Annotated in this window: 29 protein-coding genes; 25 read left to right on the top strand and 4 right to left on the bottom strand. The window is 53.2% G+C overall.

The features are described 5' to 3' along the window. Positions 1–7 precede the first annotated feature (7 nt). From fliF to JT31_RS23025, 14 genes are read left to right on the top strand one after another with little or no spacing between them, the layout of a single operon-like run. On the top strand, positions 8–1,693 hold the full coding sequence (fliF, locus tag JT31_RS06760; protein WP_038482880.1) for a flagellar basal-body MS-ring/collar protein FliF: 1,686 nt from the start codon (positions 8–10) through the stop codon (positions 1,691–1,693). Beyond that, positions 1,662–2,699: a flagellar motor switch protein FliG gene (locus tag JT31_RS06755; RefSeq protein ID WP_038474880.1), complete on the top strand. Its 1,038-nt coding sequence runs from the start codon at positions 1,662–1,664 to the stop codon at positions 2,697–2,699. Before fliF ends, JT31_RS06755 begins: the two co-directional genes overlap by 32 nt. Before the next feature lie 2 nt (positions 2,700–2,701). Beyond that, positions 2,702–3,448, top strand: a complete 747-nt coding sequence (fliH, locus tag JT31_RS06750) for a flagellar assembly protein FliH (protein ID WP_052048982.1) — start codon at positions 2,702–2,704, stop codon at positions 3,446–3,448. Then, a complete protein-coding gene (fliI, locus tag JT31_RS06745) occupies positions 3,441–4,760 on the top strand; it encodes a flagellar protein export ATPase FliI (protein WP_038474878.1) in 1,320 nt (439 codons plus the stop codon). Before fliH ends, fliI begins: the two co-directional genes overlap by 8 nt. Before the next feature lie 6 nt (positions 4,761–4,766). Then, entirely contained in the window at positions 4,767–5,204 is a 438-nt protein-coding gene (fliJ, locus tag JT31_RS06740; protein ID WP_038474876.1) for a flagellar export protein FliJ, read from the top strand. 10 nt (positions 5,205–5,214) lie between these two features. Beyond that, on the top strand, positions 5,215–6,627 hold the full coding sequence (locus tag JT31_RS06735) for a glycosyltransferase family 2 protein (RefSeq protein WP_038474874.1): 1,413 nt from the start codon (positions 5,215–5,217) through the stop codon (positions 6,625–6,627). A gap of 35 nt (positions 6,628–6,662) precedes the next feature. Further along, on the top strand, positions 6,663–7,619 hold the full coding sequence (locus tag JT31_RS06730) for a hypothetical protein (protein WP_038474872.1): 957 nt from the start codon (positions 6,663–6,665) through the stop codon (positions 7,617–7,619). 23 nt (positions 7,620–7,642) lie between these two features. Next, positions 7,643–9,472 carry a glycosyltransferase family 25 protein gene (locus JT31_RS06725; protein WP_144244034.1) on the top strand — a complete coding sequence of 610 codons (1,830 nt, stop codon included), beginning with the start codon at positions 7,643–7,645 and terminating at the stop codon, positions 9,470–9,472. A 5-nt stretch (positions 9,473–9,477) separates the two neighbouring features. Further along, the gene (locus tag JT31_RS06720; protein ID WP_038474870.1) at positions 9,478–10,269 is read left to right on the top strand and encodes an NTP transferase domain-containing protein; all 792 of its coding nucleotides are present in this window, start codon (positions 9,478–9,480) and stop codon (positions 10,267–10,269) included. Continuing rightward, positions 10,259–10,648: a ParB N-terminal domain-containing protein gene (locus JT31_RS06715; RefSeq protein WP_038474868.1), complete on the top strand. Its 390-nt coding sequence runs from the start codon at positions 10,259–10,261 to the stop codon at positions 10,646–10,648. Before JT31_RS06720 ends, JT31_RS06715 begins: the two co-directional genes overlap by 11 nt. Then, complete coding sequence (locus JT31_RS22770) at positions 10,638–11,315, top strand: NTP transferase domain-containing protein (RefSeq protein WP_052048981.1); 678 nt, start codon at positions 10,638–10,640, stop codon at positions 11,313–11,315. Before JT31_RS06715 ends, JT31_RS22770 begins: the two co-directional genes overlap by 11 nt. Beyond that, on the top strand, positions 11,312–12,544 hold the full coding sequence (locus JT31_RS06705; RefSeq protein WP_038474866.1) for a DUF711 family protein: 1,233 nt from the start codon (positions 11,312–11,314) through the stop codon (positions 12,542–12,544). The genes JT31_RS22770 and JT31_RS06705 overlap by 4 nt, the downstream gene beginning before the upstream one ends. 15 nt (positions 12,545–12,559) lie before the next feature. Then, positions 12,560–13,264 (top strand): class I SAM-dependent methyltransferase, encoded by a 705-nt coding sequence (locus JT31_RS06700; RefSeq protein ID WP_038474864.1) that lies wholly within the window; start codon positions 12,560–12,562, stop codon positions 13,262–13,264. Further along, positions 13,257–14,006: an aspartate/glutamate racemase family protein gene (locus JT31_RS23025; RefSeq protein WP_071842938.1), complete on the top strand. Its 750-nt coding sequence runs from the start codon at positions 13,257–13,259 to the stop codon at positions 14,004–14,006. Before JT31_RS06700 ends, JT31_RS23025 begins: the two co-directional genes overlap by 8 nt. 46 nt (positions 14,007–14,052) lie before the next feature. Here JT31_RS23025 and JT31_RS22765 read toward each other — a convergent pair whose 3' ends face one another. From JT31_RS22765 to flgA, 4 genes are all read right to left on the bottom strand, one after another. Beyond that, positions 14,053–15,090 carry a glycosyltransferase family 2 protein gene (locus JT31_RS22765; protein WP_052048980.1) on the bottom strand — a complete coding sequence of 346 codons (1,038 nt, stop codon included), beginning with the start codon at positions 15,088–15,090 and terminating at the stop codon, positions 14,053–14,055. A 57-nt stretch (positions 15,091–15,147) separates the two neighbouring features. Then, positions 15,148–15,585 carry a flagellar protein FlgN gene (gene flgN / locus JT31_RS06690; protein WP_038474862.1) on the bottom strand — a complete coding sequence of 146 codons (438 nt, stop codon included), beginning with the start codon at positions 15,583–15,585 and terminating at the stop codon, positions 15,148–15,150. Between the two features lie 3 nt (positions 15,586–15,588). Next, the gene (flgM, locus tag JT31_RS06685; RefSeq protein ID WP_038474861.1) at positions 15,589–15,861 is read right to left on the bottom strand and encodes a flagellar biosynthesis anti-sigma factor FlgM; all 273 of its coding nucleotides are present in this window, start codon (positions 15,859–15,861) and stop codon (positions 15,589–15,591) included. A 138-nt stretch (positions 15,862–15,999) separates the two neighbouring features. Continuing rightward, positions 16,000–16,515 carry a flagellar basal body P-ring formation chaperone FlgA gene (flgA, locus tag JT31_RS06680; RefSeq protein WP_052048979.1) on the bottom strand — a complete coding sequence of 172 codons (516 nt, stop codon included), beginning with the start codon at positions 16,513–16,515 and terminating at the stop codon, positions 16,000–16,002. Positions 16,516–16,602: 87 nt separating this feature from the next. Here flgA and flgB point away from each other — a divergent pair, with 87 nt between their 5' ends. Genes flgB through flgL form a run of 11 tightly spaced genes read left to right on the top strand, consistent with a single transcriptional unit; the run spans position 16,603 to position 25,350 of the window. Continuing rightward, positions 16,603–16,953 carry a flagellar biosynthesis protein FlgB gene (gene flgB, locus JT31_RS06675; protein WP_038474859.1) on the top strand — a complete coding sequence of 117 codons (351 nt, stop codon included), beginning with the start codon at positions 16,603–16,605 and terminating at the stop codon, positions 16,951–16,953. A gap of 22 nt (positions 16,954–16,975) precedes the next feature. Next, positions 16,976–17,401 (top strand): flagellar basal body rod protein FlgC, encoded by a 426-nt coding sequence (flgC, locus tag JT31_RS06670; RefSeq protein ID WP_038474857.1) that lies wholly within the window; start codon positions 16,976–16,978, stop codon positions 17,399–17,401. Between the two features lie 2 nt (positions 17,402–17,403). Then, positions 17,404–18,078 (top strand): flagellar hook assembly protein FlgD, encoded by a 675-nt coding sequence (flgD, locus tag JT31_RS06665; RefSeq protein WP_038474855.1) that lies wholly within the window; start codon positions 17,404–17,406, stop codon positions 18,076–18,078. A 35-nt stretch (positions 18,079–18,113) separates the two neighbouring features. Continuing rightward, positions 18,114–19,307 (top strand): flagellar hook protein FlgE, encoded by a 1,194-nt coding sequence (gene flgE / locus JT31_RS06660; RefSeq protein WP_038474853.1) that lies wholly within the window; start codon positions 18,114–18,116, stop codon positions 19,305–19,307. Beyond that, the gene (locus tag JT31_RS06655; protein WP_038474851.1) at positions 19,307–20,038 is read left to right on the top strand and encodes a flagellar basal body rod protein FlgF; all 732 of its coding nucleotides are present in this window, start codon (positions 19,307–19,309) and stop codon (positions 20,036–20,038) included. The genes flgE and JT31_RS06655 overlap by 1 nt, the downstream gene beginning before the upstream one ends. A gap of 18 nt (positions 20,039–20,056) precedes the next feature. Beyond that, positions 20,057–20,842, top strand: coding sequence for a flagellar basal-body rod protein FlgG (flgG, locus tag JT31_RS06650; protein ID WP_038474849.1), 786 nt, complete (start codon positions 20,057–20,059; stop codon positions 20,840–20,842). 27 nt (positions 20,843–20,869) lie between these two features. After that, the gene (gene flgH / locus JT31_RS06645) at positions 20,870–21,535 is read left to right on the top strand and encodes a flagellar basal body L-ring protein FlgH (RefSeq protein ID WP_038474847.1); all 666 of its coding nucleotides are present in this window, start codon (positions 20,870–20,872) and stop codon (positions 21,533–21,535) included. 12 nt (positions 21,536–21,547) lie between these two features. Further along, the gene (locus JT31_RS06640; RefSeq protein ID WP_144244090.1) at positions 21,548–22,639 is read left to right on the top strand and encodes a flagellar basal body P-ring protein FlgI; all 1,092 of its coding nucleotides are present in this window, start codon (positions 21,548–21,550) and stop codon (positions 22,637–22,639) included. A 9-nt stretch (positions 22,640–22,648) separates the two neighbouring features. Continuing rightward, positions 22,649–23,038, top strand: a complete 390-nt coding sequence (locus JT31_RS06635) for a rod-binding protein (protein WP_038474843.1) — start codon at positions 22,649–22,651, stop codon at positions 23,036–23,038. Positions 23,039–23,041: 3 nt separating this feature from the next. Then, on the top strand, positions 23,042–24,412 hold the full coding sequence (gene flgK, locus JT31_RS06630; RefSeq protein WP_038474841.1) for a flagellar hook-associated protein FlgK: 1,371 nt from the start codon (positions 23,042–23,044) through the stop codon (positions 24,410–24,412). A 20-nt stretch (positions 24,413–24,432) separates the two neighbouring features. After that, a complete protein-coding gene (gene flgL, locus JT31_RS06625) occupies positions 24,433–25,350 on the top strand; it encodes a flagellar hook-associated protein FlgL (protein ID WP_071842937.1) in 918 nt (305 codons plus the stop codon). The last annotated feature ends 1 nt before the right edge of the window (position 25,351 follow it).

Raw genomic sequence — 25,351 nt, 5'->3', positions numbered from 1 at the left:
CCTTACCGTGTTAAACAAAATCAAAAATCAGCTTGCGGCGATGCCGTTGCCGCAGGGAAATCATAAAAAATGGCTTATAGGCGCCGCAGCCGTGTTGCTGACCGGCGCCATTGTTGCCTCTCTGTGGCGCAGCGGCGGCGGCTATGTCGCGCTATATGGCGCCCAGGAAAATCTGCCAACCGCGCAGGTGGTTGAAGTGCTGGGCGCAGAAAACATTGCCTACAGAATTAACCCGGACAACGGGCAAATTTTGGTGGCCGAAAACAAACTGTCGAAGGCGCGTATGGCGCTGGCGGCGAAGGGCATCAGCGCGGCGTTGCCGGAAGGCTATGAGCTGATGGACAAAGAAGAGATGCTCGGCAGCAGCCAGTTTGTGCAGAACGTTCGCTACAAGCGCAGCCTCGAAGGGGAACTGTCGAAGAGCATCATGGGCCTGGAACCGGTGGAGATGGCGCGGGTGCATCTTGGGCTAAGCGAAGCCAGCTCCTTTGTCATGAGCAACAAGCCGGAGAGCAGTGCGTCGGTTATCGTTCAGCTCCGCCACGGCAAAAGCCTTGATGAACCGCAGGTCGCGGCCATCGTCCAACTGGTTTCCGGCAGCGTGCCGGGGATGAAGGCCAGCAGCGTGAGGGTGGTCGATCAAAGCGGCAACCTGCTTTCTGAAGGCCTGCAAAACGGCGGCGGCAGCCTGGCCGGAATTCGTCAGGCCAATGACGTTGTGCAGCGCATGAAAGTCGACACCGAAAAGAACATTTCCGGCCTGCTGACTTCGCTAGTGGGGAGCAACAACTTCCGCATCAGCGTGGCGCCGCAGGTTGATATGAGCAGCGTGGAAGAAACCCAGGAACGTCTGGGGAAAGACGCCCGTGTGAGCGATGAAAACATCAGCCAGGAAAATGTCACCAACGAGCTGGCCCTTGGCGTGCCGGGCTCGCTCAGCAATCGTCCGGTCAACCAGCCGCCTGCTGCGGCGAATGCGGCTGCTAACGCTAATGCCAACGCGAACACGGCTCCGGCTGGGAACCCGCAGTCCCTCAGCAGCCGTAATTCCGAGCAGCGTAAATACGCCTACGACCGCGATATCCGCCATATCCGCCATCCAGGCTATCAGCTTGAGAAGCTGCGCGTGGCCATCGCCCTGAACCAAAGTGCACCCGCGCTGGCGAAGATTACGCCGGAAAAACTGGCCGGCCTGACGCGGCTGGTGGAAGACGCGGCTGGGATAGATAAAGCCCGCGGTGACTCCCTGACGCTGGACGTTATGGCCTTTACCGAACCAGAAGCGACGGCCTTCCCGGTGCTGAAATGGTGGCAGGATCCGCACATGCAGTATTGGGGACAGACCGGCGGCATTGGCCTGCTGGCACTGCTAACCCTGTTGTTCGGCGTGCGTCCGGTCGTACAACGCTTCAGCCGTCGTGAACTGGCGGTTACCGAGGCCGCGAACGAACCGGCTCTGGAAAGCGGCGCGCTGCTTGAAAATGAATTAATCACCAGCGATGACGCCCTGGCGGCTGGCCTGCCGAAATCGTCGTTCCAGAACGATGACAACCTGCCGCCGCAAAGTTCTGGCCTTGAAACGAAAGTCGAATACTTACAGATGCTCGCCCAGAGCGAAACCGAGCGCGTGGCGGAAGTACTGAAACAGTGGATCAACAGCAATGAGCGAACCAACAGTAAGCAAGAACAGTAAAAGTAGCAGCGGCAGCAACGGGCGCTCGCGCATCGAACAGGCGGCGATCCTGCTGCTGAGCGTGGGTGAAGACGCCGCCGCTCAGGTCATGCAGAAGCTAAGCCGGGAAGAGGTGCTTTTACTGAGCGAAACCATGGCGCGGCTGCACGGCGTGAAGGTGACTCATGCTCGCCAGGCGATGAACAACTTTTTTCAGGACTACCGGGAGCAGAGCGGGATTAACGGCGCTTCGCGCACCTACCTGCGCAGCATTCTGGAAAAAGCGCTGGGCGGGGAAATTGCGCGCAGCGTGATTAACGGCATCTACGGGGATGAGATTCGCTACCGCATGGCTCGCCTGCAATGGGTAGACGTGCCGCAGCTGGCGGCGCTTATTGAACACGAGCACCTGCAGCTGCAGGCCGTGTTCCTCGCTTTCTTACCGCCGGACGTGGCGGCCAGCGTGCTCAGCGTGCTGCCGCAGGAGCGCCAGGACGAAATCGTTTACCGCATTGCCAAGCTGGACGACGTTAACCGGGACGTTATCGACGAGTTGGACAGGCTGGTTGACCGTGGCGTGGCGGTACTTTCCGAGCACGGCTCGAAGGTGACCGGCATTAAGCACGCCGCCAATATCGTCAACCGCATTCCGGAAAACCAGCAACTGCTGCTGGACCAGCTTCGCGAGCGTGACGAAGAGGTGGTCGACGAGCTGAAAGACGAAATGTATGAGTTCTTCATCCTCAGTCGCCAGAACCAGAATACGCTGCAGCGCCTGATGGAAGAGGTCTCGATGGAAGAGTGGGCGGTGGCGCTGAAGGGCACCGAGCCGGTGCTGCGACAGACCATCTGTAACGTGATGCCAAAGCGTCAGGTGCAGTTACTGCAAAGCACCACTTCGCGCCTCGGGCCGGTGCCGGTCAGCCGAATTGAGCAGGTGCGCAAAGAGATTATGGGCACCGTGCGTCAGCTGGCGGAAGACGGCGAAATTCAGGTTCAGCTGTTCGCTGAGCAGACGATGGAATAATGATGTTCAAAAACGCGAAAACCGCCACTCTGGGCAGCCTGACCGCCCGCCGTCAGGGCGTGATTAAACCCCGACTGCACAAATTCCCGCCGTTGCGTAAAAGCTGGCAGCAGGCAAGCCTTGAACAATCGGGCCAGGCGCTTGACCCGGAAGCTTACCAGCAGCAGCTGGTGCAGGGCTTTCAGGATGGCCTGAACCGTGGTTTTGCGCAGGGCATGGAAGAAGGAAAAGAAGAGGGCTACCAGGAAGGCGCTCGCCTCGGTTTTGAAGAGGGGATGCGCAAGGGGCTGGAAGAGGGGAAACAGCACGCTCGCCAGCTGTTTCTTGATGCGGCCGAGCCGCTGGACGGTGTGGCAAACGAGCTGCGTCAGTATCTCAGCGCTTATGAACAACGCCGCCGCGAAGAGTTGCTGCAGCTGGTAGAAAAAGTCACCCGCCAGGTGATTCGCTGTGAACTTGCGCTGCATCCAACCCAGATGCTGACGCTGATTGAAGAGGCGCTTAACGGCCTGCCTCAGATCCCCGAGCAGATTCGTGTGCTGCTTAACAATGAAGAATATCAGCGTATTAGCGAAGCCGAACCGGAGAAAGCCCGCCAGTGGGGCCTGGCCGCCGACCCGGACCTGGACGCCGGTGAATGCCGGGTCATCACCGATACCAGCGAAATGGATATCGGCTGTCAGCATCGCCTTGAGCAGTGTATGGACGTACTGAAAGAAAACCTGCTGCCGGAAACGCACGATGAGTGATCTGGACTTCGCGCAGGCGCTGCGCTCCATTGAAAACATTAATCTTGCTCGCGTGGCGGGCAGGCTGGTGCGCGTGAACGGCATCCTGCTCGAGTGCGTGGGCTGCCGTCTGGCGGTTGGGCAGATGTGCCGCGTGGAAAGCGCGGACAGCGAACTGATTGATGCTCAGGTCGTAGGGTTTGACCGCGACCTGACCTGGCTGATGCCCTTCAAGCATCCGACGGGATTAATTGCTGGCGCCCGCGTTTTCCCGGCGGATAAGCAGGAAGGCGTGATGATTGGCGACCGCTGGCTGGGCCGGGTGGTTAACGGGCTGGGAGAGCCGCTGGACAACAAAGGCAAGCTGGTCGGCGACACGCCGCTGCCGCTGCATTTGCCCCAGGTTCATCCGCTCACCCGCCAGAGCGTGGCGCAGCCGCTCGACGTTGGCGTGCGGACCATCAACGGCCTGCTGACGATTGGCAAAGGCCAGCGCGTCGGGCTGATGGCGGGCAGCGGCGTCGGTAAAAGCGTGCTGCTTGGCATGATAACCCGCTACACCCAGGCAGAAGTGGTGGTGGTCGGGCTGATTGGCGAGCGCGGGCGCGAAGTAAAAGAATTTATTGAAAACTCGTTGCAGGCCGAAGGGCTGGCGAAGTCTGTCATTGTGGCCGCACCGGCCGATGAATCACCGCTGATGCGCATTAAGGCTACCGAGCTGTGCCACACCATCGCCAGCTACTACCGCGACAAAGGTAAAGACGTCCTGCTGCTGGTGGACTCCCTGACCCGCTACGCCATGGCCCAGCGCGAGATTGCGCTCTCGCTTGGTGAACCGCCCGCCACTAAAGGCTATCCGCCTTCGGCTTTTGGCATGATCCCGCGGCTTGTGGAAAGTGCGGGCAACAGCACCGGCAGCGGCACGATGACCGCGATCTATACCGTGCTGGCGGAAGGGGACGATCAGCAGGACCCGATCGTGGACTGCGCCCGAGCGGTGCTCGACGGCCACATTGTGCTTTCTCGCCACCTTGCCGAAGCCGGGCATTATCCGGCCATCGACGTGGGGCACTCCATCAGCCGCTGTATGAGTCAGGTGACGGAACGCCCGCACCAGCTGGCGGCAAGGACGCTGAAACAGCTGTATGCCGAATACCAAAGCATCAAGCCGCTGCTGCCGCTCGGCGGCTACGTTGCCGGGGCCGACCCGCAGGCCGACAGGGCGGTAAAACTGGCCCCGGCGATTACGCAGTTTCTTCAGCAGGAGGTGCATGAACCCGCACCGCTTGCCAATACCATCAGCGACTTATGCCTGCTGTCGCAGGCGGGATAATCGACCATGAGCAAACTGATTGCCACGCTGGAACAGCTGCACACGCTACGTAACCGGGCGGTAAAAGAGACCGGCGCGCGGTTAAACGCCCAGCAGCAGCTGTGCCAGCGCTATGAAAAAAACATCAGCACGCTGACGTCGCTTGCCGCCGGTATAAGCCCGGAGAGCGGCAACTCCGCGCTGCAGATGGTGAACCACTCGGGCTACAAGCGCACCCTTCAGCGAGTGATCGACTGGCAGAAGCAGGAGCACGCGTTGGCCGAGCTGGAAGCCCGCCAGCTGCAGGGCGCTTTGCTGCAGGAGGCGAAGCGTGAAAAAGGCCTTGAGGTGGTGCTCGACGCGAAGCGCAGCGAGCGCCATGCAGAACAAGAGCGACGCGAGCGGAAGGCGACGGATGCCGTTTCCGCTCAGTGCTGGCTGCGCCAGCGGCTCGCTCACCGCTAAGAGTTAACCCATGAAACCTACCGCTAACCGCAGCACCCTGCTGGATAACCTGTTAAAGCGTCAGCGCGCCGCCGCCCCGCAAAAAACGCCCTTTGTCAGCGTCGTTTGCCCGACCTGGAACCGACGTGAATTTCTGCCGTACCTGCTCTACATCTACCAGTATCAGGACTATCCGGCGGATAAGCGCGAGCTGATCGTGCTGGATGACTCCGCCGAGAGTAACCAGGATCTGATCGACATGATGGTCGACCCGGCGCTGCATAACGTGCGCTACATTCATAGCCCGGAACGCCTGGCGCTGGGGCGCAAACGCAATATGCTCAACGAACTGGCAACCGGGGAATACATCATCAGCTTTGACGATGATGACTATTATCCGCCGGAAAAAATCTCGCACCAGGTGGCGGAAATGCAGGGCCATAACGCGCTGTTTTCCGGCTGCGACCAGATTTACGTCTGGTACAGCCACCTCGACAAAATGTACCTCAGTCATCCCTTTGGCCCACGGCATGCGCTCAATGGCACCTTTGGGCTGCACCGCAACCTGCTGAAGAAAAATCGCTATAAGGACGAAGAGACGCTCGCGGAGGAGCAAGCGTTTCTGAAGAACTTCACCACGCCGGTGCTGCAAATTGCGCCTGAGAAGGCGATTGTCTGTATCTCCCACAGCAGCAACACCTACGACAAAGACTTCATTATGGGCAGCAGCACGCCGGTGGATCTGCACCTTGAGGATTTGGTGAAGGACGAAAATCTGCTTGCGCATTACCGACGCTTAAGCCGCGCGCCGCTTAACCAGCAGGTCCACTGGTCGGTATTCGACAAAGTTGCGGTTATCTACCCAGTGCAGCAGGAAATGGAGCTGGAGGCGCAATGCCGGGGGCTTCTCGACTTTGGTTTTTCAGCCGACCAGCTGCTGCCGGTGACGCTTCATCAGGACGAAGATCCGGCGCTTGCCGAGCTGAAAACCCACTGCGCGGTACTGGAACAGGCTCAGCGTGAGGGCTGGCGTAACGTGGTGCTGCTGGATGCGGCGGTGCATTTTGTAAAGAAAGAGAACTCGGTCCAGCAGGTGAACGCCCTGCTGACCAAGCTTGACCATATCGACTGGCAGGCGCTGATGCTTGGCGGGAAGTACGGTGAACTGCGGCTGATGAAATCGCTGCCGGGCGTGGTGCGCGTGCAGGCCTCTGAAAATGGCTGTGCCTACGCCGTGAATGCCAGTTTTTATGCCACTTTGCTCGATGCATATCGTGAAGCCATCGCTGGGACACAAACCCGCGATGAGGCCTGGCAGCCTCTGTTTGAACAAAGCTGCTGGCTCGGCTTCTACCCGAGCTTCGCGTTTATCCAGCAAACGCTGGACGGCCAGAGCGGCCAGCCGGTCGACTGCACCCACTGGTTTTTCCGTAAACACAGATAAAGAAAGGGAAGGCCGTGGCCGCCCTGGAGAGAGAAATGGAAATCATCGAACGTTATCAACCTGAATTTGTTCTTCGCCATGCCGCCCGAAGCGAAGCCTGCTCCTGCCCGGCCTGTAGCCGGGCGAGCGAAGGCTGGCCGCAGGCCAACGTTAAGCTCACCACTCAGCTACGCGAAAGCCTGGATCCCGGCTGCGAAAGCGTTGCCCGTGAACTGCTGTTTAATCCGCAGGCGTTTGAGCTGCAAATCTCACAGGCCGAGGTGCAGGGCACCGTTGAGCTGACGGCATGGGATGAAATGCTCAACCAGCAGTGCATAAATCTGGCAGTGCACCCGGCGCTTTCCCTTGAGGTGAGCCTGTACGCTATCGGCGTGCTGCTGAGCAAAGCGCAGCAGTATCTTGTCGATGACAAGCGCGATCCTGCGCTGTTGATGTCGATGGGTGAGCAGCTTGCTCAACTGGCCGAACACGGCGTGCTGGAAGAGCAGTTAACGATGTTGCCTGTAATAAAAGAACACCGACTAGCAGCGCTTAAAGAAATGGGCGTGATGCGCCTGAATTTGAATTTGCCGATGGCCGACAAGATGTCGATGATGCTGAAGCTCAGTGAGCTGAACATCATGCAGCCCAATCGTTTGAGCGAGCGTTTCCAGGAGCTACAGCAGAACCTGGCGAAGTGTCAGGTGCTTACTGAACAGCCTCATATTTTGCGTAATGTCCTTATTTATCGTCTTTACCAGAACGTTTTCCCTGGCATTAAGTGCGAAAATTACGGTCTGGCGTTTCAGGCTCTGACGCGCCAGTTCTTCCAGCTAAAAATGCTATTTGCTGTCTGGAGCGCCGATCGTCAAATGCTTAGCGACGGGGAGATCGTTACTTTATTCAGTGCCTGGTTTGGCTGGGACGGTAATTGCCCACAGGCTGAGGCAGCTGCAGTCTCGTCAGACTTTAGCCTGTTGGTTGGCCTGTCGTTACTTATTGATCGGCCTTAAGGTCGTTTGCGGATAAGAGCAGAATGACCATGATTACAATCAATTGGGACTTTATTGATAAAGTCATCTATATCAATCTGAACAGAAGAAAAGACAGAAGACTTTATCTTTCCAGAGAGTTAAAAAAGCTAGGGATCCCAAAGGATAAAATTTTTCGCCTTGAAGCTATTGAGTATTCGCCTGGTTATATCGGGTGTGCTATGTCACACCTTCATGCTCTGCACATGGCGGATAAAGAAGGGTGGAAAAATGTTCTGATCCTTGAGGATGATATTGCTTTTCACCATGATGATGATGCGTACCAGCGAATCAATAAATATTTCAATGCATTAAACCATGTTAACTGGAACGTAGGCTTTTTGGCCGCGAACTATCAAAATGTGACCCAATTGGGCAGCGTTGACTATATCGTTAAGGCTAATAAAGCGTGGTGTGCATGCGCCTATATTGTTAACCAAAACTATTATCAACAGCTCCAGCATGTTTACACCCAGAGCATAAATGCTTTATTGCAGGGGGGGCAACAGCATGAATACGCACTCGATGTCTACTGGCACGAGTCTATGTTGCGGGATTGTTGGTTGGGGATTTTCCCTAATGTGGGCTATCAGCAGCCGGATAAAAGCGATATTGAGGGCCAGTATGTCGACTATCGTGGCCTGTTTGCTAAGCCGCTAAATGAAATAACGCAACGGCAGGTCAAAAAGCGTATTGGCAACCAGAAGATCAAAGTTGATATCCTTTTTCAATGGTCTCCTGGCTGGACAAATTTTGAAACGGTGATCGACGCTCTGCGCAATGATGATAAATTCGATTGTAGAATTATTGTTATTCCATTTACCTCGGAAGGTTCTACGGACCCTACTAATATGGCAGCAAGAGAATTTCTGGACGAATGCGAAGTGCCTTATTACGGTTATGAAAACTATAATCTGTACGAAAGAAAGCCAGATGTTGTATTTCTGCAGAATCCGTATGACGTAAATCGACCGAGTATATTTAGCTGTGCAAATTTAATCCGTAACGGTATTAAAATTGCGTATATCCCCTATGGGCTGGATATGGGGGCGAGTGAGTTAAATACAAATTTCCAGTACAACATGGCCTGCCATAATTCTGCCAGCTGGATTTTCGTTCGTTCACAGCGGCATAAAAATGAATTCGCGCTGCATTGCGCAGCGGGTAAGGATCATGTTCATGTGGTTGGTCATCCCAAATTTGACCATTATCATGAACGCTACTGCTCTACAGAGAAAACAGTCTTTACGAATAATTTGAAAACGCTTCTGTGGGCACCGCAATATATTATTGAAAACGACCCTCGTTGGTCAACATTCGATCTCTATGCTCACGCGATAATGGATATTATAGATCAAGGGAAAGTGAATGTTATTATTCGCCCTCATCCCTTGTTCATTCAATGGATAAATCACTTTGGCGACAAAGTCAAAGAACAATATGCACAGCTATTAGCGTTTACACAAAATCGTTCAAACGTTATATGGGATTTTGGTGCCGACTATAAAATGGCCTATTCTCAGTCAGATGCGCTGATGGCTGACGTTGGGTCATTCCTGCTGGAGTATTTACCATCACGCAAACCGATACTATTGCTTACTCATGAAAAACGATTAGGTATTAATAACAGCGCAAGCTTTATTTATCATGACTATGATGTGGCATGGAACGAAAAAGATCTCTACACATTTGTGTCAAATGTCATCTCGGGAAATGATGTAAAACAAAAAGAGCGCCTTGCCGCTTTGTCACGAGAGCTATATTTTGCTCCGCAAGGTGCGGGGCATGCGATTATCGAGATAATCAAAAAATCATTTAGTCTGGAATCGGAGTAGTTGATATGCCGATAAAGCGAGCTGCTATTTTGCTGGTTGCAGGGCAGGGAAAAAGAATGGGTGGGTTAACGGACAATTACCCGAAATGTTTACTACCTGTCGGCGAGTCTGCTGTTATTGATACACTTCTGGCACCGTTGATAAGAGATACCGGGCGTGAGTTGGTGCTGGTTACCGGATATCAGGCACATAAGATTGAAGAGTGGGTCCGCAATCGTTATCCAAAAAATAATATTACTTTTGTGCATAATGAGTTTTATGAAACTGATGTTAATATTCTTTCAGTAGAACTTGGTGTGGAAGCATTAAAATATCCACAGCGTGGCTATACCATTATAGAAACAGATATTCTACTTGATCCTCATGCTTGGGATAGAATAAAAAAATATGAGAAAGCAAATCATAGTTTCTGGCTTACACATGGTCGCTATAGTCCCGAATTGACTGGCGGAATTGTTGAGGTAAAGGAGCCGGATGGAATGATTACCCAAGTTTCCTATCAGCCTCATTACAATAAGAAATATGATAATTGGTATAAAATGGTCGGAATCCTTAGTGTTTCACCCCAGGAAGTGGATTGCGATCGTTCCCTCAGAAAGAATTGGCTCAAGAAAGGCCTGCAACAATATTATATGGTGCCATGGGTCCATCACCGCCAGGAATTACCCTGCGTGACTGTAGATATTTCTCAACTATACGCACGTTCTTTTAACACGGCTGAACAGTATCAATCTGCCCGCGATGATTATCTCGCATTAATATCAAATTATGTTAATGGTAAAAAAAATGGAAATTAATTTTTGCGATCCAAATTTATTACGACATATTGAACGGTTCAGCGCAAGCCGCGTTGAATGGTTGTGTAATAAAATTTTAACTGAAGGGGTATGGATCAAACCTTTAGCTCTGGATCTGAACCATCATTTAGTGCTGGACGGACAGCATCGAATGGAGGTTGCGTTACGCCTGGGGTTAAAAAGAGTACCGGTAGTGAAACTTGATTACCCTGAGGTGCCCCTGCGTTCTTTGCGTGAAAAGTATCAGTTTGACTGGCAGGATGTTACCGAAAAAGCATTACGTAATGATATTTATCCATACAAAACAGTAAAGCACGATTTTGTTAGCCCGATGCCGGCCTGCCGTTTTACTTTGCAGGAGTTGGGATATGATGGTTGAAAATGCAATTATTCTTGCAGCGGGAAGAAGCCTGCAATTAGATGGAAAAAACAAAGTTTTAATTAAGCATCCGGTGACCAGAAAAACCATCCTCGATTATGCGATAGAGGCATTTGCTGGTAAGAGAGTTACGGTTGTCGTGGGGTATGGTGCGCTGAAGATTATGGAGCGCTACCCGCAGTTGAATTATGTATTGAATGAAGATTGGGCGACAACAAATAATGCCATGAGTCTTGGCCTTGCTCTGTTAGAGAATATGGATCCCACTTATGTGGTGTCAGGTGATATGTTTTTTAACCGTGAACTAATTAGCGAGATGGATAACGGAAAGAATAATATTGTTCTAACGCAGAATCGTGATAACCGTATGCTAAGTTCTATTCACTGTGCAATGGGTCAGCAAGAAAAAATAATAGAAACGTATCAAGGGCCTATACGTTCCGTCAGCCATCCCGAAGCGATGGGGTTGTTTAAACTATCGGATGAAAAACTGCTCGGCGAATGGAGAAATAGATGTTTATGTCACAGTAATCTATTTGTTGCACAGGCTTTACCTTGTACCGAAGAGACTTTAGTTTACGCTCATGATGTTGGTCGGAATTATTTTAAAGAAATTAACAGCGCAGCCGACTATTTGAGACTGATGAAGGAAGCTTTAGCAAAATGATTCGAGCGATCACCCTCGGCGTTCCCAGTAATAATGCTTCTGCCATTGATATCGGGTCAGTTCTTCAAACCTTTCAAACCGGCGTGCAGGCCTTGCTCTTAGAACGAAACTGGCCTTTGCGTACAACTCGAATGTCGCTTCAAACTCTGCGTGAGGCGCAGGAAGACGATATTTTTGCGCTGCCGGCAAAACTGGCATCAATCAGTCGAATGGCCGAGCAACAGGGGATCCGCTGGTTTTGTCTGCCCATTGATATGGTTGGCAGCCCCCATTTCTCGCAGCGTTTAGATTTGGCTTTTGCCGCACTTTTTAGCCATTCTAAAATGTTTGTTAATCTTATGGTGGCGGATGAAACGCAGATTAGCCTTCAGGCTGGCCGCCATGCGGCACGCTTTATTCAGAATGTGTCTCGTAAAAGCAACAATGGTTTTGATAATTTCCGCGTCGGGGCTTCCTGCGCCTGTCCTCCAAACGCCCCTTTTTTTCCGTTTTCACGCCATGAGGGGGAAACGTTTAAATTCAGCCTCGCGTTGGAAACGACGGATTTGGCTTTAAAGCTTAGTAAAGATGTACTGAAGAAAAAAATATCCCTCGAGATATTTGCGGAGCGGTTTATTGATGACTTACAGGCACGCTTAGAAGCGATAAATGTTTTTGCTCGAGAGCTGGCCACTAAAACGGGTGTTGAATATGCCGGTCTCGATGCTTCACTGGCCCCTTTCCCGGATGGCGATATTTCCATCGGAAAACTGTTGTCAAATCTGGGCGCGCGTCCGAGTGGGAGTCAGGGAACATTATTCCTGACCAGTATTCTGACAAACTGCATTAAAACTGCTGTTAAGCGCAGCAACGCCTTAGCTACGGGTTTTAATGGTGTCATGTTCTCCGTACTTGAGGATGACGAATTAGCGAGTGCTAATAATCGTCGCCGATTAAGCATCGACACGCTTAATGCGTGGTCAACGGTGTGTGGATGTGGATTGGACATGATACCCATTCCAGGCTCTACGCTGGTCGAGGATATTTCCGCGATTATATTGGATACTTCCGCGCTAGCCGTACGATTAAAGAAACCTCTGGGTGTACGCCTGTTGCCGATCCCTGGAAAGGAGGTTAATGAGTTTACGCAATTTAACTTTGATTTTCTCTGTAATAGTCGCGTCATAAATATTGATAAAACAGATGTGCATTTTTGCGAACATGCTGCTAACTGGAAATATAAAAACTAACGTGTGGATTAAGTGATGTTAAATGAAAGTAAAGTAAAAAAGTTTTGGGATAGCCGTTCTGCTTTATACAATAAGCTGCCGTTTGAAAGCATTGTGAATATGGAACATGATCCTGAACTGTTGAAAATAAAAGTTCAGGATGAAACGGCGAAAGTCTTCTCATGGCTGCCATCCTTAAAAGGGAAGTCTATTCTGGACCTTGGCGCTGGCGTAGGCCAGTGGACATTCAGGTTTCATGCACAGGGTGCTTCGCGTATCGTTGCCGTCGAATATTCTGAGCCGCTGGTTGAGATCGGCAGGCTTGAAGCGCAATCACGGCAGGCTGAAAACATTGAGTTCATTGTTTCTGGCGCTGAGGACTTCCGCAGTAATGAGCGGTTCGATGTTATCTTCATCTCTGGGCTTTTTGTCTACCTGAACGATCGGCAGGTAGAAACGTTAATCAGTAATTTAAAAAACGTTGTTCATGACGACACTATCATTATGCTACGAGATGGTACAGGCCTGGCTGAACGCTATGAGATCAATAATCAGTTCTCTGAACTATTACAAACTGAATACTCAGCACTTTACCGTACGGCTCAAGAGTATAAGGCTGTTTTCAAGAGGGTAGGGTTTGAAACACTCAGGGATGAAAATATGTTTCCTGAAGGACATGTTTTGAATAAATATCCAGAAACGCGGCTGCGTTTGTATTATTTTGGTAAGTGTCATGGTTAATATTGTTCCTGTGCATTCTGATGTCACCTGGCCCGGAAATGAAGGTGTAATTGGCGTTGTTGGCGTTGCTCCCTGGGCGACGCTTAATTTTTGCCAACAGGTTTATTCGCTTATTGATGCTAAGAAAGACTGGGATTACCCTCGAGTAATTGTTGATAGTAACAGTAAAATTCCCAGCCGGGGACGGCACTTGCAGTTGGGAGAGCGAGACCCTTCACCTTTTATTTTTGAGTCTATTAATGAGTTGGCTAAATCAGGTGCTACCGTTGCAGTTGTTCCCTGTAATACTGCACATATTCTCTTCTCTGGTTGGGGAGAGAATGCGACGATCCCTGTATTAAGTATTATTAACGAAACGGTAAGTTGTCTCTCTGCTTCTAAAAAAAGAGTGGCAATATTAGGTTCAAAAGATTTACTTCTTAGCGGATTATATCAACATGCGCTAACTGCGGCGGGCCACAGCGTTCATGTATTGAACTGTCAACATCAGGTTGTAATTAATGAATGTATTTCGGCGTTGAAAGTATCTCAGACTATTACAGATTCGCTATATGCTGAACTTGAATGTTTTATTAATGTACTGCGCAATCAAAGTGTTGATACAATTATATTGGCGTGTACAGAATTGAGTTTAATTAAAACCCATTCTTTGTGGCAAGACGTAAAGGTTATTGATTCAAATGAGGCGCTGGCGCGTGCAGCACTCAGGGAAATTAATTTTCGAAAGGACCGGCTTAGATAATACAAACAGACTTCTTGAAATGTGAAGAAGTCTGTTTGTGCAAAACTTAATTTTTATATTGATGAATCATTTTAATGATATTGATGACTTCTGGTGTTTCTCTGATCTGATAATGATCGGCAATGGTTGTAATGACAATAATAATCAGTTCGGCTAATGGTGTGGTAAAAGTCTGATTCTGTTCTGACAAAGTATGCTGAACAAGTGAGAAGATTAACTCCATTGGATTGATTGCATCACGAAGAAGGCGATCGTTTTTATTAATGGCGCTTAAGATTAATATTGTTATATTAATGGCAAGGCAGTGGCGAGTTTTTTTGTTTTCAATTACATTGATGAGTGGTATTAATTCAGTTGCGACGCAGGCCATCGTATATATATTGTCTTGCGTTAGCGGTTGTTGAGTTAAAGACGCTAGGTGTAAAGTATGAATATGCAATTTATTTTTCAGACAGCTAACTTTGGCATCCTGATCGGATAAAAGTAGCATTGTGGTAAAAAATTCATCTTCATAAATGTGCTGGGTGAAACGCTGCTGCTGATATTTTTGACGAGCAAAAATATAGCCCCAAACCACGACAGGATAACCAAATCCTGACTGACATAGTGACATAATACACTGACGGTAAAACCGCTCTGCTGTTGTAGGTGAATTTATGGTTTCAACAGGATAGCGGTAATAATTGTCGACATCATTATTGCGTAGTGAAGCACAAGTATATTCAAGGCGTGTATGGAAAAATATAATATCAAGGTTGTTTTTTTTAATGGCTTTAACGGCAGTTTCCAGGCAGCCCGGAACCAGACGATCGTCCGAATCCAGAAATAGAATATAATCGCCCTGAGCGATATCGAGACCTTTATTTCTGGCCTTGCCTGGTCCCCCATTTTCAATATTGATTAAGGTAAATTTATCGTTGGCATGAACAAATTCGTTGCCGATTTGTTCCGTCGTATCCGTAGAACCATCGTTAATAATAATAACTTCATAGTTATCATAAGTTTGATTAAGCACGGAGCTGAGGCACGCATGAAGGTGTTTCTTCGCATTATAGGCTGAAACAATAATACTTATCTTTTCCATTTCATTATTTCACCTGGTTTACCTGGCGAGGCCTGTCGTGTTTTGCGTAGCCATAGATTAAACCTGCTGATAAAGCCAGTTTTCCGGCTCGCTGCTGTTCACCAGGTTTTCCAGAATCTCCTGCTGCATGCCCAGCAGCAAACCATTCCCCTCATTAGCCGTTTTGCAGCGGGTGGCCTGTGTTTCAAGGTCTTCCCAGAGCGCGCTGACCTGGCCCTGATGTGAAACTGGCAGGCGAGAGAATAAGGCTTTTATGCCCTGCGGGCCTGCGGGAACGCCGAGACCAGCAAGCGTGGCGTATCGCTGCTGGCTGCTTGCGGCGAGGCGCTCATAAATCTGAATCAGCTTACCGTTAAGCTGATCCAGTTCTGGCGACCGGCGGCCAACAATAAGCTGACGCTGCTGCTCCAGGAGGGCGTTAAGCTCGGTGTAGTATTTACGATCGGCAATCATATCTTCGATTAACTGCTTCACGTCCTGGGCTGCATTACTCATAACCTACCTCTGATAGTATTTTTGCATCGCGCCGGTCAGCTCATCCAGATTGATGCTGATTTTTCCTGCGCTGATGGCTTCTTTCATCGCTTCAACGCGGGCCATATCAACGTCCGGCATCGCGGCCATGTTCTGCTGTGCCTCACCCAGAACCGGGTCTACCGGACGAGTTTTTTCGCTGCCTGAGCTTTCTTCGGCCTGTGGGCGAGTTTGCCCGGCGGTGTGGGTGCTAAGCGCAGTTATGGCAGGGCTGTACTGGGTTGTATTCACTTTCATCGCTGTTCTCCGGTTGCTCGGTGGTTCTGTTTTTTATTGAGTGCAAGGTGATTCCACGGGGGAGGAAAGCTTCTTTCCCATTCCCTTACCGGTGTAAAGCGACCCGACAACAGCGAAACTTTAATCGCATAATTAAAATTATTTTGTAGCGGCGTTGAGCATGCGCACCACGCCCGCGTCGGCAACCACGGCGCTGACTACCCGCTGGCTGCTTTCGTTCTTCACCTTAATCATTTCGCCTTTGCGGCCCTTTTTCATCGCTTCGCCTACGGTTCTCGCTTCAATGCCGTCCTGCAGGGCAACCATCAGCACGCGCTGGCCGCGTTCAACCAGCACCGGGGCGTCAAGGTGCGCGCGGGTAATCGGCTGGTCAGCGCGCAGGCGCCGCTTCAGCGTCATGCCGATGGCTTCTTTGGGGTTGGTCAGGTAGCCGCCACGGGTGCCCGAAGCCTGGAGAGCTTTGAGCTGAATATCCGCCTGGGTCAGAACATGGCCGCGATCAAGCGCGCTTTTGGCGACCACGACGTTTTGTTCCGCGGCGAGCAGCGTCGGAGGCAGTATCAGCAAACCCAACACGGCAGCAAGGCGGAAGGAGAAGCGGAAACCGGGTTTCCCTTTATCGCTGTTGAATCTGGTAAAAATCTTTGAATTCATGATGTTATAACTCTGGCATGGTAATTGCTAAACAAGGATGTGTTAGCGATTTTTTTGCCGTTGTTTTTCATCACGAGGATGTGGGCTGTGAGTATTTCTTTTGACAAAGCATTGGGTGTTCATCCGCAGGCAGTAGCACTTCGACTTTCCCGAGCAGAGCTGCTATCCGCCAACCTGGCTAACGTCGACACCCCAAACTTCCAGGCTAAAGATATTGATTTTGCCGCGGAGATGCAACGTTCAGCGTGGAGTTTTTCAACTGACCCTTCGCCGCAGGAAAAATATCGCGTGCCGTATCAGCCTTCTTCCGATGGCAACACCGTCGCCTTAGACGTGGAGCAGGCTGAGTTTTCGAAAAATGTGCAGGACTACCAGGCAAGCCTGGCGTTTCTGAACATGAAGTTTGTTGGCCTGAAAAAGGCTATCGAAGGGAAATAACCAACTCAGGTAACCATGCAAAATGGCATTTAACAATATCTATCGTGTTTCAGGCTCGGCTATGACGGCGCAGACCGTTCGCCTGAACACCATCGCCAGCAACATGGCGAACGCCGACTCACCCTCGGCGACTGAGAATGGCGTCTACAAGGCACGCCGCCCGGTATTCGCCTCGGTTTATCAAAACGATGAGCTGATGGGCAACCGGGCGCTGACCGGGGCAAGAGTGCAGGTCATGGACGTGGTGGAAACCGGTAACGCGGTGCAGCGTTATGAACCTAATCACCCGATGGCCGACGACCGCGGCTACGTCTATTACCCGGACGTGAACGTGGTGGAAGAGATGGCGGACATGATGTCGGCCTCACGCAGTTTTGAAACCAGCGTTGACGTACTTAACAGCGTGAAAAGCATGCAGCAAAGCCTGCTGCGCCTTGGAGAAGTGTGAAAATGAACGTGAATAACGACACCAGTAACTTGAGCGCCAACGGCGACGGCGGCGTGGCAAATAACGGCAGCGCGGCGGGCATGAACGGCCTGTTTATGCAGCTGCTGGTCGCGCAAATCCAGAACCAGGATCCGCTCAACCCGACGGACGGCACCGAATATGTCGGCCAGCTGGCGCAGCTGACCCAGGTGCAGTCGATGGAAACCATGTCCAGGCTGATGGCCAACAACTCGGTACTGATGGACAACCTGCAAACGCTGAGCACCGGCAATCTGGTCGGGCAGAAGGTGATGGTGCAGAGCGACAGCTTTACCTCCGACGGCGCCACGACCGTGAATGGCCGCCTGACGCTGGAACATGCTGCCGGCGTGGTTACCGTTATCGTCAAGGATTCCGCCGGCACCGAGCAGAAAATTGAGCTGGGCAAACAGGAAGCCGGGCAGGTGGATTTTGCTATCGACCCTGAAGCGCTGGGGCTGGCGGAAGGGAAATACACGCTTAGCGTGGTGACCGACACCGGGGAAGAAAAAGTTCCGGTCGAAATTGGCGGCATCGTCAATAACGTGCGCATCCCGCTGGACGGCAGCCCGACCATGCTCAACATTTCGGGCCTGGGCGAAATTGCCTACAACTACATCACCCAATTTGGACAATCTGCCCCTGCCGGCAAGGCATGAGTCAGGACCAGCAGAAATAATCAGGAAGACATGATATGAGCTTTAGTATTGCGACCTCCGGCCTTAACGCCATCACCGAACAGCTGAATGCGATCTCTAACAACATCGCGAACTCCGGCACCGTAGGGTTTAAGTCCGGCCGGGCGGAGTTTGCTGCCCTGTACGCCCAAAGCCAGCCGCTCGGCGTGGGGGTGACCGGCATGACCCAGAGCATCAGCCGTGGCGGGGCTATCAATGCCACCGGTAATGGCCTGGATCTGGCTATCTCCGGCAATGGTTTCTTCGTGGTGCGCGACACTGCCGGCACCACGGCCTATACCCGTGCGGGCTATTTCGGCACCGACAGCAACGGTAATCTGATCAACAGTTCCGGCATGAACCTGCAGGGTTACCCGGTTGACGCGAACGGCGTGCTGCAGGTGGGCAGCGTTGGCAATTTAACCATCAGCAACGGCTCGATCGCCGCGAAGCCTACCGATGGTTTAGATTTTACCGCTAACCTTGATGCCCGCGCGGAGAAGCCCGTTACGGCTAATTTCGATCCTAAAGACAACACTTCCTACAACAACACCTACGCGACGCAGGTCTATGACTCGCTGGGTCGCGAGCACACCATCAACCAGTATTTCGTAAAAACTGACGAAAACACCAGGGAAGTGCATTACTACATGGACGACCAGCCGATGACCAATCCGGCGAGCCAAACCTTGACCTTCAGCGATCAGGGCATTTTGAGTTCGCCCAATGGAGCCGTGGATCTGACCATTGATATTCCTGGCGCGCAGCCGTTGTCCGTTGACCTGAACTACACCGGCACCACGCAGTATGGCTCTGATTTCTCGGTCAGCAAAAACAAGGGCAACGGCTATGCCTCCGGCTCGAAAACCGGCCAGCAGATCGATGAAGATGGCTCGGTGTATGCCACGTTCTCCAACGGCGAGCGCATGCTTCAGGGACAGCTGATTTTAGCCAACTTTGCTAACCCTAACGGCCTGGCCGCGCAGGATGGCACCACCTGGATGCAGACCGCAGCTTCCGGAACCCCGCTGACCGGAGCGCCAGGCAGCGGCCTGTTGGGTGCCATTAAAGCCGGTGCGCTGGAAGCCTCAAACGTTGATTTGACCTCGGAACTGGTTGGGCTGATGAGCGCCCAGCGTAATTACCAGGCCAACACTAAGGTTATCAGCACCAACGACAGCATGATGAACGCGCTGTTCCAGGCCGTGTAATGGATCACTTAATTTACACCGCCGTCAGCGGCGCAAACCGCAGCCTGTCCCAGCAGCAGATCCACGCCAACAACCTGGCGAACGTGAATACCCAGGGATTTCGCAGCGATCTGGAAAGCGCTCTGGCGCAGCAGATTGAAGGCGCGGGGTATGACTCGCGCTATCTGGTGCAGCCGACCAACGGCGGGGTTGATATGACGCCGGGTGCGATGAAGCAGACCGGCCGTGACCTCGACGTTGCCCTGCGCGGGAGCGGCCTGATAGCCCTCAGCAGCGGTAATCGCGAAGTCTATACCCGCAACGGGCAAATCGACGTTGGTCCGGAAGGCGACCTGACGATTAACGGCCTGCCGGTGGAAGGGGACGGCGGACCTATCGTGCTGCCGCCATTTTCACAAATCGCTATTGCCCAGGACGGGGTGATAAGCATTGTGCCGGACGACGGCGGCCCTGCCATACCGGTGGAAATCGATCGCCTCAAGCTGGTGGATATTCCTGCCGGACAGGTGCAGAAAAACAGCGCCGGGTTCCTCGTCACTAACGCGCTGAACAATCCGCGCAACGAAGAAGTCATGGTGGCCTCCGGGCACCTGGAAAGCGCCAACGTTTCGGCCATCAGCGAGATGGTGTCGAGCATTGCGCTGAACCGTCAGTTCGAAGCTCAGATCAAGATGATGAAAGCGGCGGAAGATCTGGCCACGGCGGGCAATCGCCTGCTGCGCGGCAGTTGATTACAAGGATAACGAACGATGAATCCAGCTTTATGGATAAGTAAAACCGGGCTCGCGGCGCAGGACGCCAAAATGGGCGCGATTTCCAACAACCTCGCCAACGTGAATACCTCGGGGTTTAAGCGCGACCGCGTGATGTTCTCGGATCTGTTTTATCAGAACCAGCGTGCACCCGGCGGCCAGCTCGATCAGAACAACACCGCCCCGACCGGCATTCAGTTCGGCAGCGGCGTGAAAATCGTCGGTACGCAGAAAGAGTTCTCCACCGGCAGCATCCAGAACACCGGGCAGGATCTGGACGTGGCTATCACCGGCCAGGGATTCTTCCAGGTGGAAACGCCGGATGGTGAAATCGCCTATACCCGCGCTGGAAACCTGCAGCGCAATCAGGAAGGGGTGATCACCAACGCCGCTGGCCTGCCGCTGGTGCCGCAAATTGAGCTGCCGGCCAATACCAAAGAGCTTCAGATTGCCAAAGACGGCACGGTGATGGCGCTGGTTGGTGGCGAAACCGATCCGGTTGAGCTGGGGCAGATTACCCTGGTGAACTTCGTCAATCCGGCTGGCCTCGAAGCGGTGGGCGGCAACCTCTATCGCGAAACTACCGCCAGCGGTGAAGCGGTGGAAGGCATCCCCGGTGAAGAGGCGTTTGGCCAGCTCGAGCAGGGATCGCTTGAAGGGTCTAACGTGCAGGTCGTCGAGGAGATGGTGGACATGATTACCGTCCAGCGCGCCTACGAAATGAACGCCAAAATGGTGTCTGCCGCCGACGATATGCTCAAGTTTGTCACCCAGACGATGTGATGATGGGTCAATGAAGTGAAGAGAGTCATGAAAAAGCAGTGTGTTATCGGTTTACTGGCCTTGATGTTGGCCGGGTGCGAAAGCCCGGCTTTGCTGGTGCATAAAGACGATGCGGCCTTCGCGCCACCGGAAGATTTTGTTATGCCGGATACGGCGGTGCAGGGCGGTGGCGTCTACAACGGCGGCTATAACTGGTCGCTGACCCAGGACCGCCGCGCCTATCGCGTGGGGGATATCCTGACCGTACGTCTCGATGAGTCTACCCAGGCCAGTAAGCAAGCGCGAACCAACTTCGGTAAGAAAAACGACGTCACGATCGGCGTGCCGCAGGCGTTCGGCCATTCGGTTGACAAGCTTAGCGGATCGGTCGACGGCGAGCGTAACTTCAACGGCAACGCCAGCTCCCAGCAGCAAAATAGCCTGCGCGGTTCGATTACCGTTGCGGTGTTCAAAGTGCTGCCCAACGGCGTGCTGGCGGTGCGTGGCGAAAAATGGCTCACCCTTAACCAGGGCGACGAGTACATGCGCGTCACGGGCCTGATCCGTGCCGATGACGTCGAGCGTGATAACACCGTTTCTTCCCAGCGCATCGCCAATGCACGTATTTCGTATGCGGGCCGTGGGGCGCTGAGCGACTCGAACGCGGCGGGCTGGCTGACGCGTATCTTCAACCACCCGCTGTTCCCTATCTAACCGGAGCCGATGATGCGTAACGTAGCGCTTTTCCTCACGCTCCTGTGGAGCACCTGCTCGCTGGCTGAGACGCTGGGCAACATCGTGGATATCCAGGGTGTGCGCGGCAACCAGCTGGTGGGCTATAGCCTGGTGGTCGGCCTTGATGGCTCCGGCGATAAAAACCAGGTGAAATTTACCAGCCAGTCGGTGACCAACATGCTGCGCCAGTTTGGCGTGCAGCTGCCGACCAAAATCGACCCGAAGGTAAAAAATGTTGCGGCGGTCGCCATCAGCGCCACGCTGCCGCCGGGCTATGCACGCGGGCAGTCGATTGACGTCACCGTTTCTTCGATTGGCGACGCAAAGAGCCTGCGCGGCGGCACGCTGCTGCTCACTCAGCTCCGGGGGGCCGACGGCGAAGTCTATGCGCTGGCGCAGGGCAACGTGGTCGTTGGCGGCGTGAAGGCGGAAGGAAACAGCGGCTCCAGCGTCACCGTGAATACGCCTACGGTAGGGCGCGTGCCGAACGGCGGCTCTATCGAACGCGAGATCCCAACCGATTTTCAGGACAACAGCCAGGTGATGCTTAACCTCAAGCGTCCAAGCTTTAAAACTGCCAATAACGTGGCGGTAGCGCTGAACAGCACCTTTGGGGCGAATACGGCTACCGCACAAAGCGCGACCAACGTGGCGGTGCGTGCGCCGATGGATCCGGGCGAGCGCGTCAGGTTTATGTCGATGCTGGAAGACGTGCAGGTAAACGCCGGGAAACAGCCTCCGCGCGTAGTATTTAACGCTCGCACCGGCACCGTGGTTATCGGTGATGGCGTAGTGGTCCGGGCCGCCGCCGTTTCTCACGGCAACCTGACGGTCACCATCCGTGAAAGCAGCAACGTCAGCCAGCCTGGCGCGTTCAGCCAGGGGCGTACCGTGGTCACGCCGGAAAGTGACGTCAGCGTGAATCGCGGGCGCGGCCAGATGGTCACCATTCCTGCGGGCACCAGCCTTCGCAGCATCGTGAGCACCATTAACAGCCTGGGCGCAGCGCCGGATGACACGATGGCGATTCTGCAGGCGCTGCATGAAGCCGGTGCGCTGGATGCCGAGCTGGTGGTGATTTAAGGAACCCAAATGATCAATCCGATTAACCGGCAGCAAACCGTCCTGCCCGGCGATATGACCGGGCAGGTAAAACCGCAAAATGTTGAACAGGCTGCCGAGCAGTTTGAAGCGATGTTTCTGCGCTCGATGATGCAGCAGATGCGCAAAGCCTCTGATGCGATGGCCGCCGAGGACAGCCCTTTCAACAGCAAGCAGCAGCGCATGATGCGAGATTTTTACGACGATCGGCTGGCCTCCGAGCTGGCTTCGCAGCGCAGCACCGGCATTGCCGGGATGATTATTGCCCAGCTGGTACCCGCCGGAGTTAAGGCCGAGGCAAAAAGTGCCGCTTTACCGCAGCAGCCCTCGGAATTAGCTACCCCGGTCATCCCCGTGATGCGTCGCGGTCAGGAGTCATAAAACATGAGCATCATTAATATTGCCTACAGCGGCATTCAGGCTGCCCAGACGGGGATGAGCGTCACCTCGATGAACATCGCTAACCTGCTGACGCCCGGCTACAGCCGCCAGGGGATGCTGCAAAGTGCTATTGGGCCGATGGGCCAGGTTGGCCTGTCCGCCGGAAACGGCGTGCAGGTAGACAGCATTCGCCGCATCTCCAACCAGTATCTGGTGAACCAGGTCTGGCAGACGAACACCAAGGCCAGCTATTTCACTTCGGGACAGCAGTATCTTGGTGCCCTGGAAGAGGTGATTGGCACCGATTCTACAAGCCTGGGTAACGGGCTGGATGAGTTTTTTGGCGCCCTGAGCGCGATGACCACGCAGCCAGAATCTCCGGCGCTGCGCCAGCAGCTGTTAAACCAGGCCAGCTCCCTGGCCACGCGTTTTAACAGCATGAATGACTTTATCACTAGCCAGAAAAATTCACTCTCCACCCAGCGTAACGCGGCGGTGGAAAGCATCAACTCGCTAAGCTCCGGTATTGCCAGCTACAACCAGAAAATCATCGAACTGGAGTCTACCGGCGGCAACAGCAGCGTGCTTCGCGATCAGCGTGACGAGCTGGTGAAAAAACTCAGCGAGCTGGCGGACGTGAAGGTTACCGAAGACGGCAGCGGGAGCTACACCGTGGCCCTGAAGGGCGGGCAGCCGCTGGTTAGCGGCAAAACGGCAGGTGAAATGAAAGCGGGCGTGGATGCCAACGGCAACAGCACCCTCAGCCTGAAGTTTTCCACCAGCGAATTCAGCCTCAATCCTTCGACGGGCGGCCAGCTTGGCGCGCTCTACGACTATGAAACGACCACGCTGAAAGAGATGCAGGGCGCGATTCAGGGCATGGCTGAAGCGGTCGCAGATCTGTTTAACAATCAGCTGGCTCAGGGGTTTGATCTCAACGGTAATCCGGGCAAGCCGCTGTTTGTTTTTGACCCGAGTAACAGCGCGGGCATGCTGCAGGTGACCGACCTGAAGCCCGATGAGATTGCGCTGTCCGGCGCGGCGGGCGAGCCCGGCAACGGCGATAACCTGCAGCTTCTTATCGACCTGAAAAACAGCAAAACGAACATTGGCGGCCTGGGCAACATGAGCCTCAACGAGGGCGCTGCGGCGATTATTTCCCGCATCGGGATTGCCAGCCGGCAGAACAAAACCGAACAGGAAGCCGCTATTGCAGTGGCCAGTCAGGCTCAGAACCAGCGCGACAACCTCAGCGCGGTCAACGAGGACGAAGAGGCGATCAACCTGCAGATTTACATGCAGTCCTACCAGGCCAACCTGAAAGTGATCGCCACGGGCGACCAGATCTTCAGCGATCTGCTTAACCTGTTCTAACGAGGATTAAGATAAACACTATGCGAATCAGTAGCCTTTACAACTCCTCGCAGATGCTCAGCCAGCTGGGCAAAAACAGCGAGAGCATCAGCAAGCTGATGCAGCAGCTCTCTACGCAGAAGCGAATTAACGTGCCGTCGGACGACCCGGTGGCCGCCAGCCGCCTGGTGCAGTTGAACCGCGAGCAGTCGGCAATTGAGCAATATCAGAGCAATATCACCAGCATCAGCGGGACGCTGGCAAGCCAGGAGTCTCACCTGCAGGCAATGAACGACCAGCTGCTGGCGCTGAACGACAAACTGCTTGCCGCCGCCAACGACACCAACAGCCAGCAGGATATGGCGAGCTACGGCGCGGAGCTTGAGTCGATGCTGGACTCGCTGGTGGCGTCGATGAATGCGCAAAATGAAAACGGCAGCTATCTGTTTTCCGGTACGAAAACCGGCACGAAACCGGTGCAGTGGGATGCAGCGGCGAAGACCTTTGTGTTTGCCGGTAACGACGGCACGCGCGAGACGACCGTGGCGAACGGCGTAAACATTAAGGAAAACACCAACGTTGCCAGCGCCTTCTCTTCCGGCAGTGACGATCTGGACATGCTGAATAAGCTGAAAGCGCTGTCGCAGAAAATGCAGGATCCGGCTATTCCGGCGGCGGATTATAAGAGTGAGGTCACCGATATGCTGGATTCCGCCAAAGCCACGCGGGATAACGTGTCGGCGATCTTTACCGACGTGGGGGGACGACAAAACCGCTTAACCCTGCTGAGCAACGCGCATACCGACGTCAGCGCGGCAAACGACCAGGTGGTACGCGATCTCTCTTTCAGCGACCCCGCTACGGCGACGGTAAACCTTCAGCTGTATATGAATTCTGTACAGATTTCCAACCAGGCTTACAGCATGATCAGTAAGCTCTCACTGTTTAGCGTGATGTAAC

The organism is Cedecea neteri (genome assembly GCF_000757825.1).
Lineage (GTDB): Bacteria > Pseudomonadota > Gammaproteobacteria > Enterobacterales > Enterobacteriaceae > Cedecea > Cedecea selenatireducens.
Note: the sequence above shows the minus strand (reverse complement) of the source record. Positions and strands in the feature narration are given on the sequence as shown.

What these genes read in the sequence shown, in the direction of transcription:
- JT31_RS06755 (WP_038474880.1), top strand. Translation starts at nt 1,662, where the DNA reads ATGAGCGAACCAACAGTAAGCAAGAACAGTAAAAGTAGCAGCGGCAGC.
- fliH (WP_052048982.1), top strand. Translation starts at nt 2,702, where the DNA reads ATGTTCAAAAACGCGAAAACCGCCACTCTGGGCAGCCTGACCGCCCGC.
- fliI (WP_038474878.1), top strand. Translation starts at nt 3,441, where the DNA reads ATGAGTGATCTGGACTTCGCGCAGGCGCTGCGCTCCATTGAAAACATT.
- fliJ (WP_038474876.1), top strand. Translation starts at nt 4,767, where the DNA reads ATGAGCAAACTGATTGCCACGCTGGAACAGCTGCACACGCTACGTAAC.
- JT31_RS06735 (WP_038474874.1), top strand. Translation starts at nt 5,215, where the DNA reads ATGAAACCTACCGCTAACCGCAGCACCCTGCTGGATAACCTGTTAAAG.
- JT31_RS06730 (WP_038474872.1), top strand. Translation starts at nt 6,663, where the DNA reads ATGGAAATCATCGAACGTTATCAACCTGAATTTGTTCTTCGCCATGCC.
- JT31_RS06725 (WP_144244034.1), top strand. Translation starts at nt 7,643, where the DNA reads ATGACCATGATTACAATCAATTGGGACTTTATTGATAAAGTCATCTAT.
- JT31_RS06720 (WP_038474870.1), top strand. Translation starts at nt 9,478, where the DNA reads ATGCCGATAAAGCGAGCTGCTATTTTGCTGGTTGCAGGGCAGGGAAAA.
- JT31_RS06715 (WP_038474868.1), top strand. Translation starts at nt 10,259, where the DNA reads ATGGAAATTAATTTTTGCGATCCAAATTTATTACGACATATTGAACGG.
- JT31_RS22770 (WP_052048981.1), top strand. Translation starts at nt 10,638, where the DNA reads ATGATGGTTGAAAATGCAATTATTCTTGCAGCGGGAAGAAGCCTGCAA.
- JT31_RS06705 (WP_038474866.1), top strand. Translation starts at nt 11,312, where the DNA reads ATGATTCGAGCGATCACCCTCGGCGTTCCCAGTAATAATGCTTCTGCC.
- JT31_RS06700 (WP_038474864.1), top strand. Translation starts at nt 12,560, where the DNA reads ATGTTAAATGAAAGTAAAGTAAAAAAGTTTTGGGATAGCCGTTCTGCT.
- JT31_RS23025 (WP_071842938.1), top strand. Translation starts at nt 13,257, where the DNA reads ATGGTTAATATTGTTCCTGTGCATTCTGATGTCACCTGGCCCGGAAAT.
- JT31_RS22765 (WP_052048980.1), bottom strand. Translation starts at nt 15,090, where the DNA reads ATGGAAAAGATAAGTATTATTGTTTCAGCCTATAATGCGAAGAAACAC.
- flgN (WP_038474862.1), bottom strand. Translation starts at nt 15,585, where the DNA reads ATGAGTAATGCAGCCCAGGACGTGAAGCAGTTAATCGAAGATATGATT.
- flgM (WP_038474861.1), bottom strand. Translation starts at nt 15,861, where the DNA reads ATGAAAGTGAATACAACCCAGTACAGCCCTGCCATAACTGCGCTTAGC.
- flgA (WP_052048979.1), bottom strand. Translation starts at nt 16,515, where the DNA reads ATGAATTCAAAGATTTTTACCAGATTCAACAGCGATAAAGGGAAACCC.
- flgC (WP_038474857.1), top strand. Translation starts at nt 16,976, where the DNA reads ATGGCATTTAACAATATCTATCGTGTTTCAGGCTCGGCTATGACGGCG.
- flgD (WP_038474855.1), top strand. Translation starts at nt 17,404, where the DNA reads ATGAACGTGAATAACGACACCAGTAACTTGAGCGCCAACGGCGACGGC.
- flgE (WP_038474853.1), top strand. Translation starts at nt 18,114, where the DNA reads ATGAGCTTTAGTATTGCGACCTCCGGCCTTAACGCCATCACCGAACAG.
- JT31_RS06655 (WP_038474851.1), top strand. Translation starts at nt 19,307, where the DNA reads ATGGATCACTTAATTTACACCGCCGTCAGCGGCGCAAACCGCAGCCTG.
- flgG (WP_038474849.1), top strand. Translation starts at nt 20,057, where the DNA reads ATGAATCCAGCTTTATGGATAAGTAAAACCGGGCTCGCGGCGCAGGAC.
- flgH (WP_038474847.1), top strand. Translation starts at nt 20,870, where the DNA reads ATGAAAAAGCAGTGTGTTATCGGTTTACTGGCCTTGATGTTGGCCGGG.
- JT31_RS06640 (WP_144244090.1), top strand. Translation starts at nt 21,548, where the DNA reads ATGCGTAACGTAGCGCTTTTCCTCACGCTCCTGTGGAGCACCTGCTCG.
- JT31_RS06635 (WP_038474843.1), top strand. Translation starts at nt 22,649, where the DNA reads ATGATCAATCCGATTAACCGGCAGCAAACCGTCCTGCCCGGCGATATG.
- flgK (WP_038474841.1), top strand. Translation starts at nt 23,042, where the DNA reads ATGAGCATCATTAATATTGCCTACAGCGGCATTCAGGCTGCCCAGACG.
- flgL (WP_071842937.1), top strand. Translation starts at nt 24,433, where the DNA reads ATGCGAATCAGTAGCCTTTACAACTCCTCGCAGATGCTCAGCCAGCTG.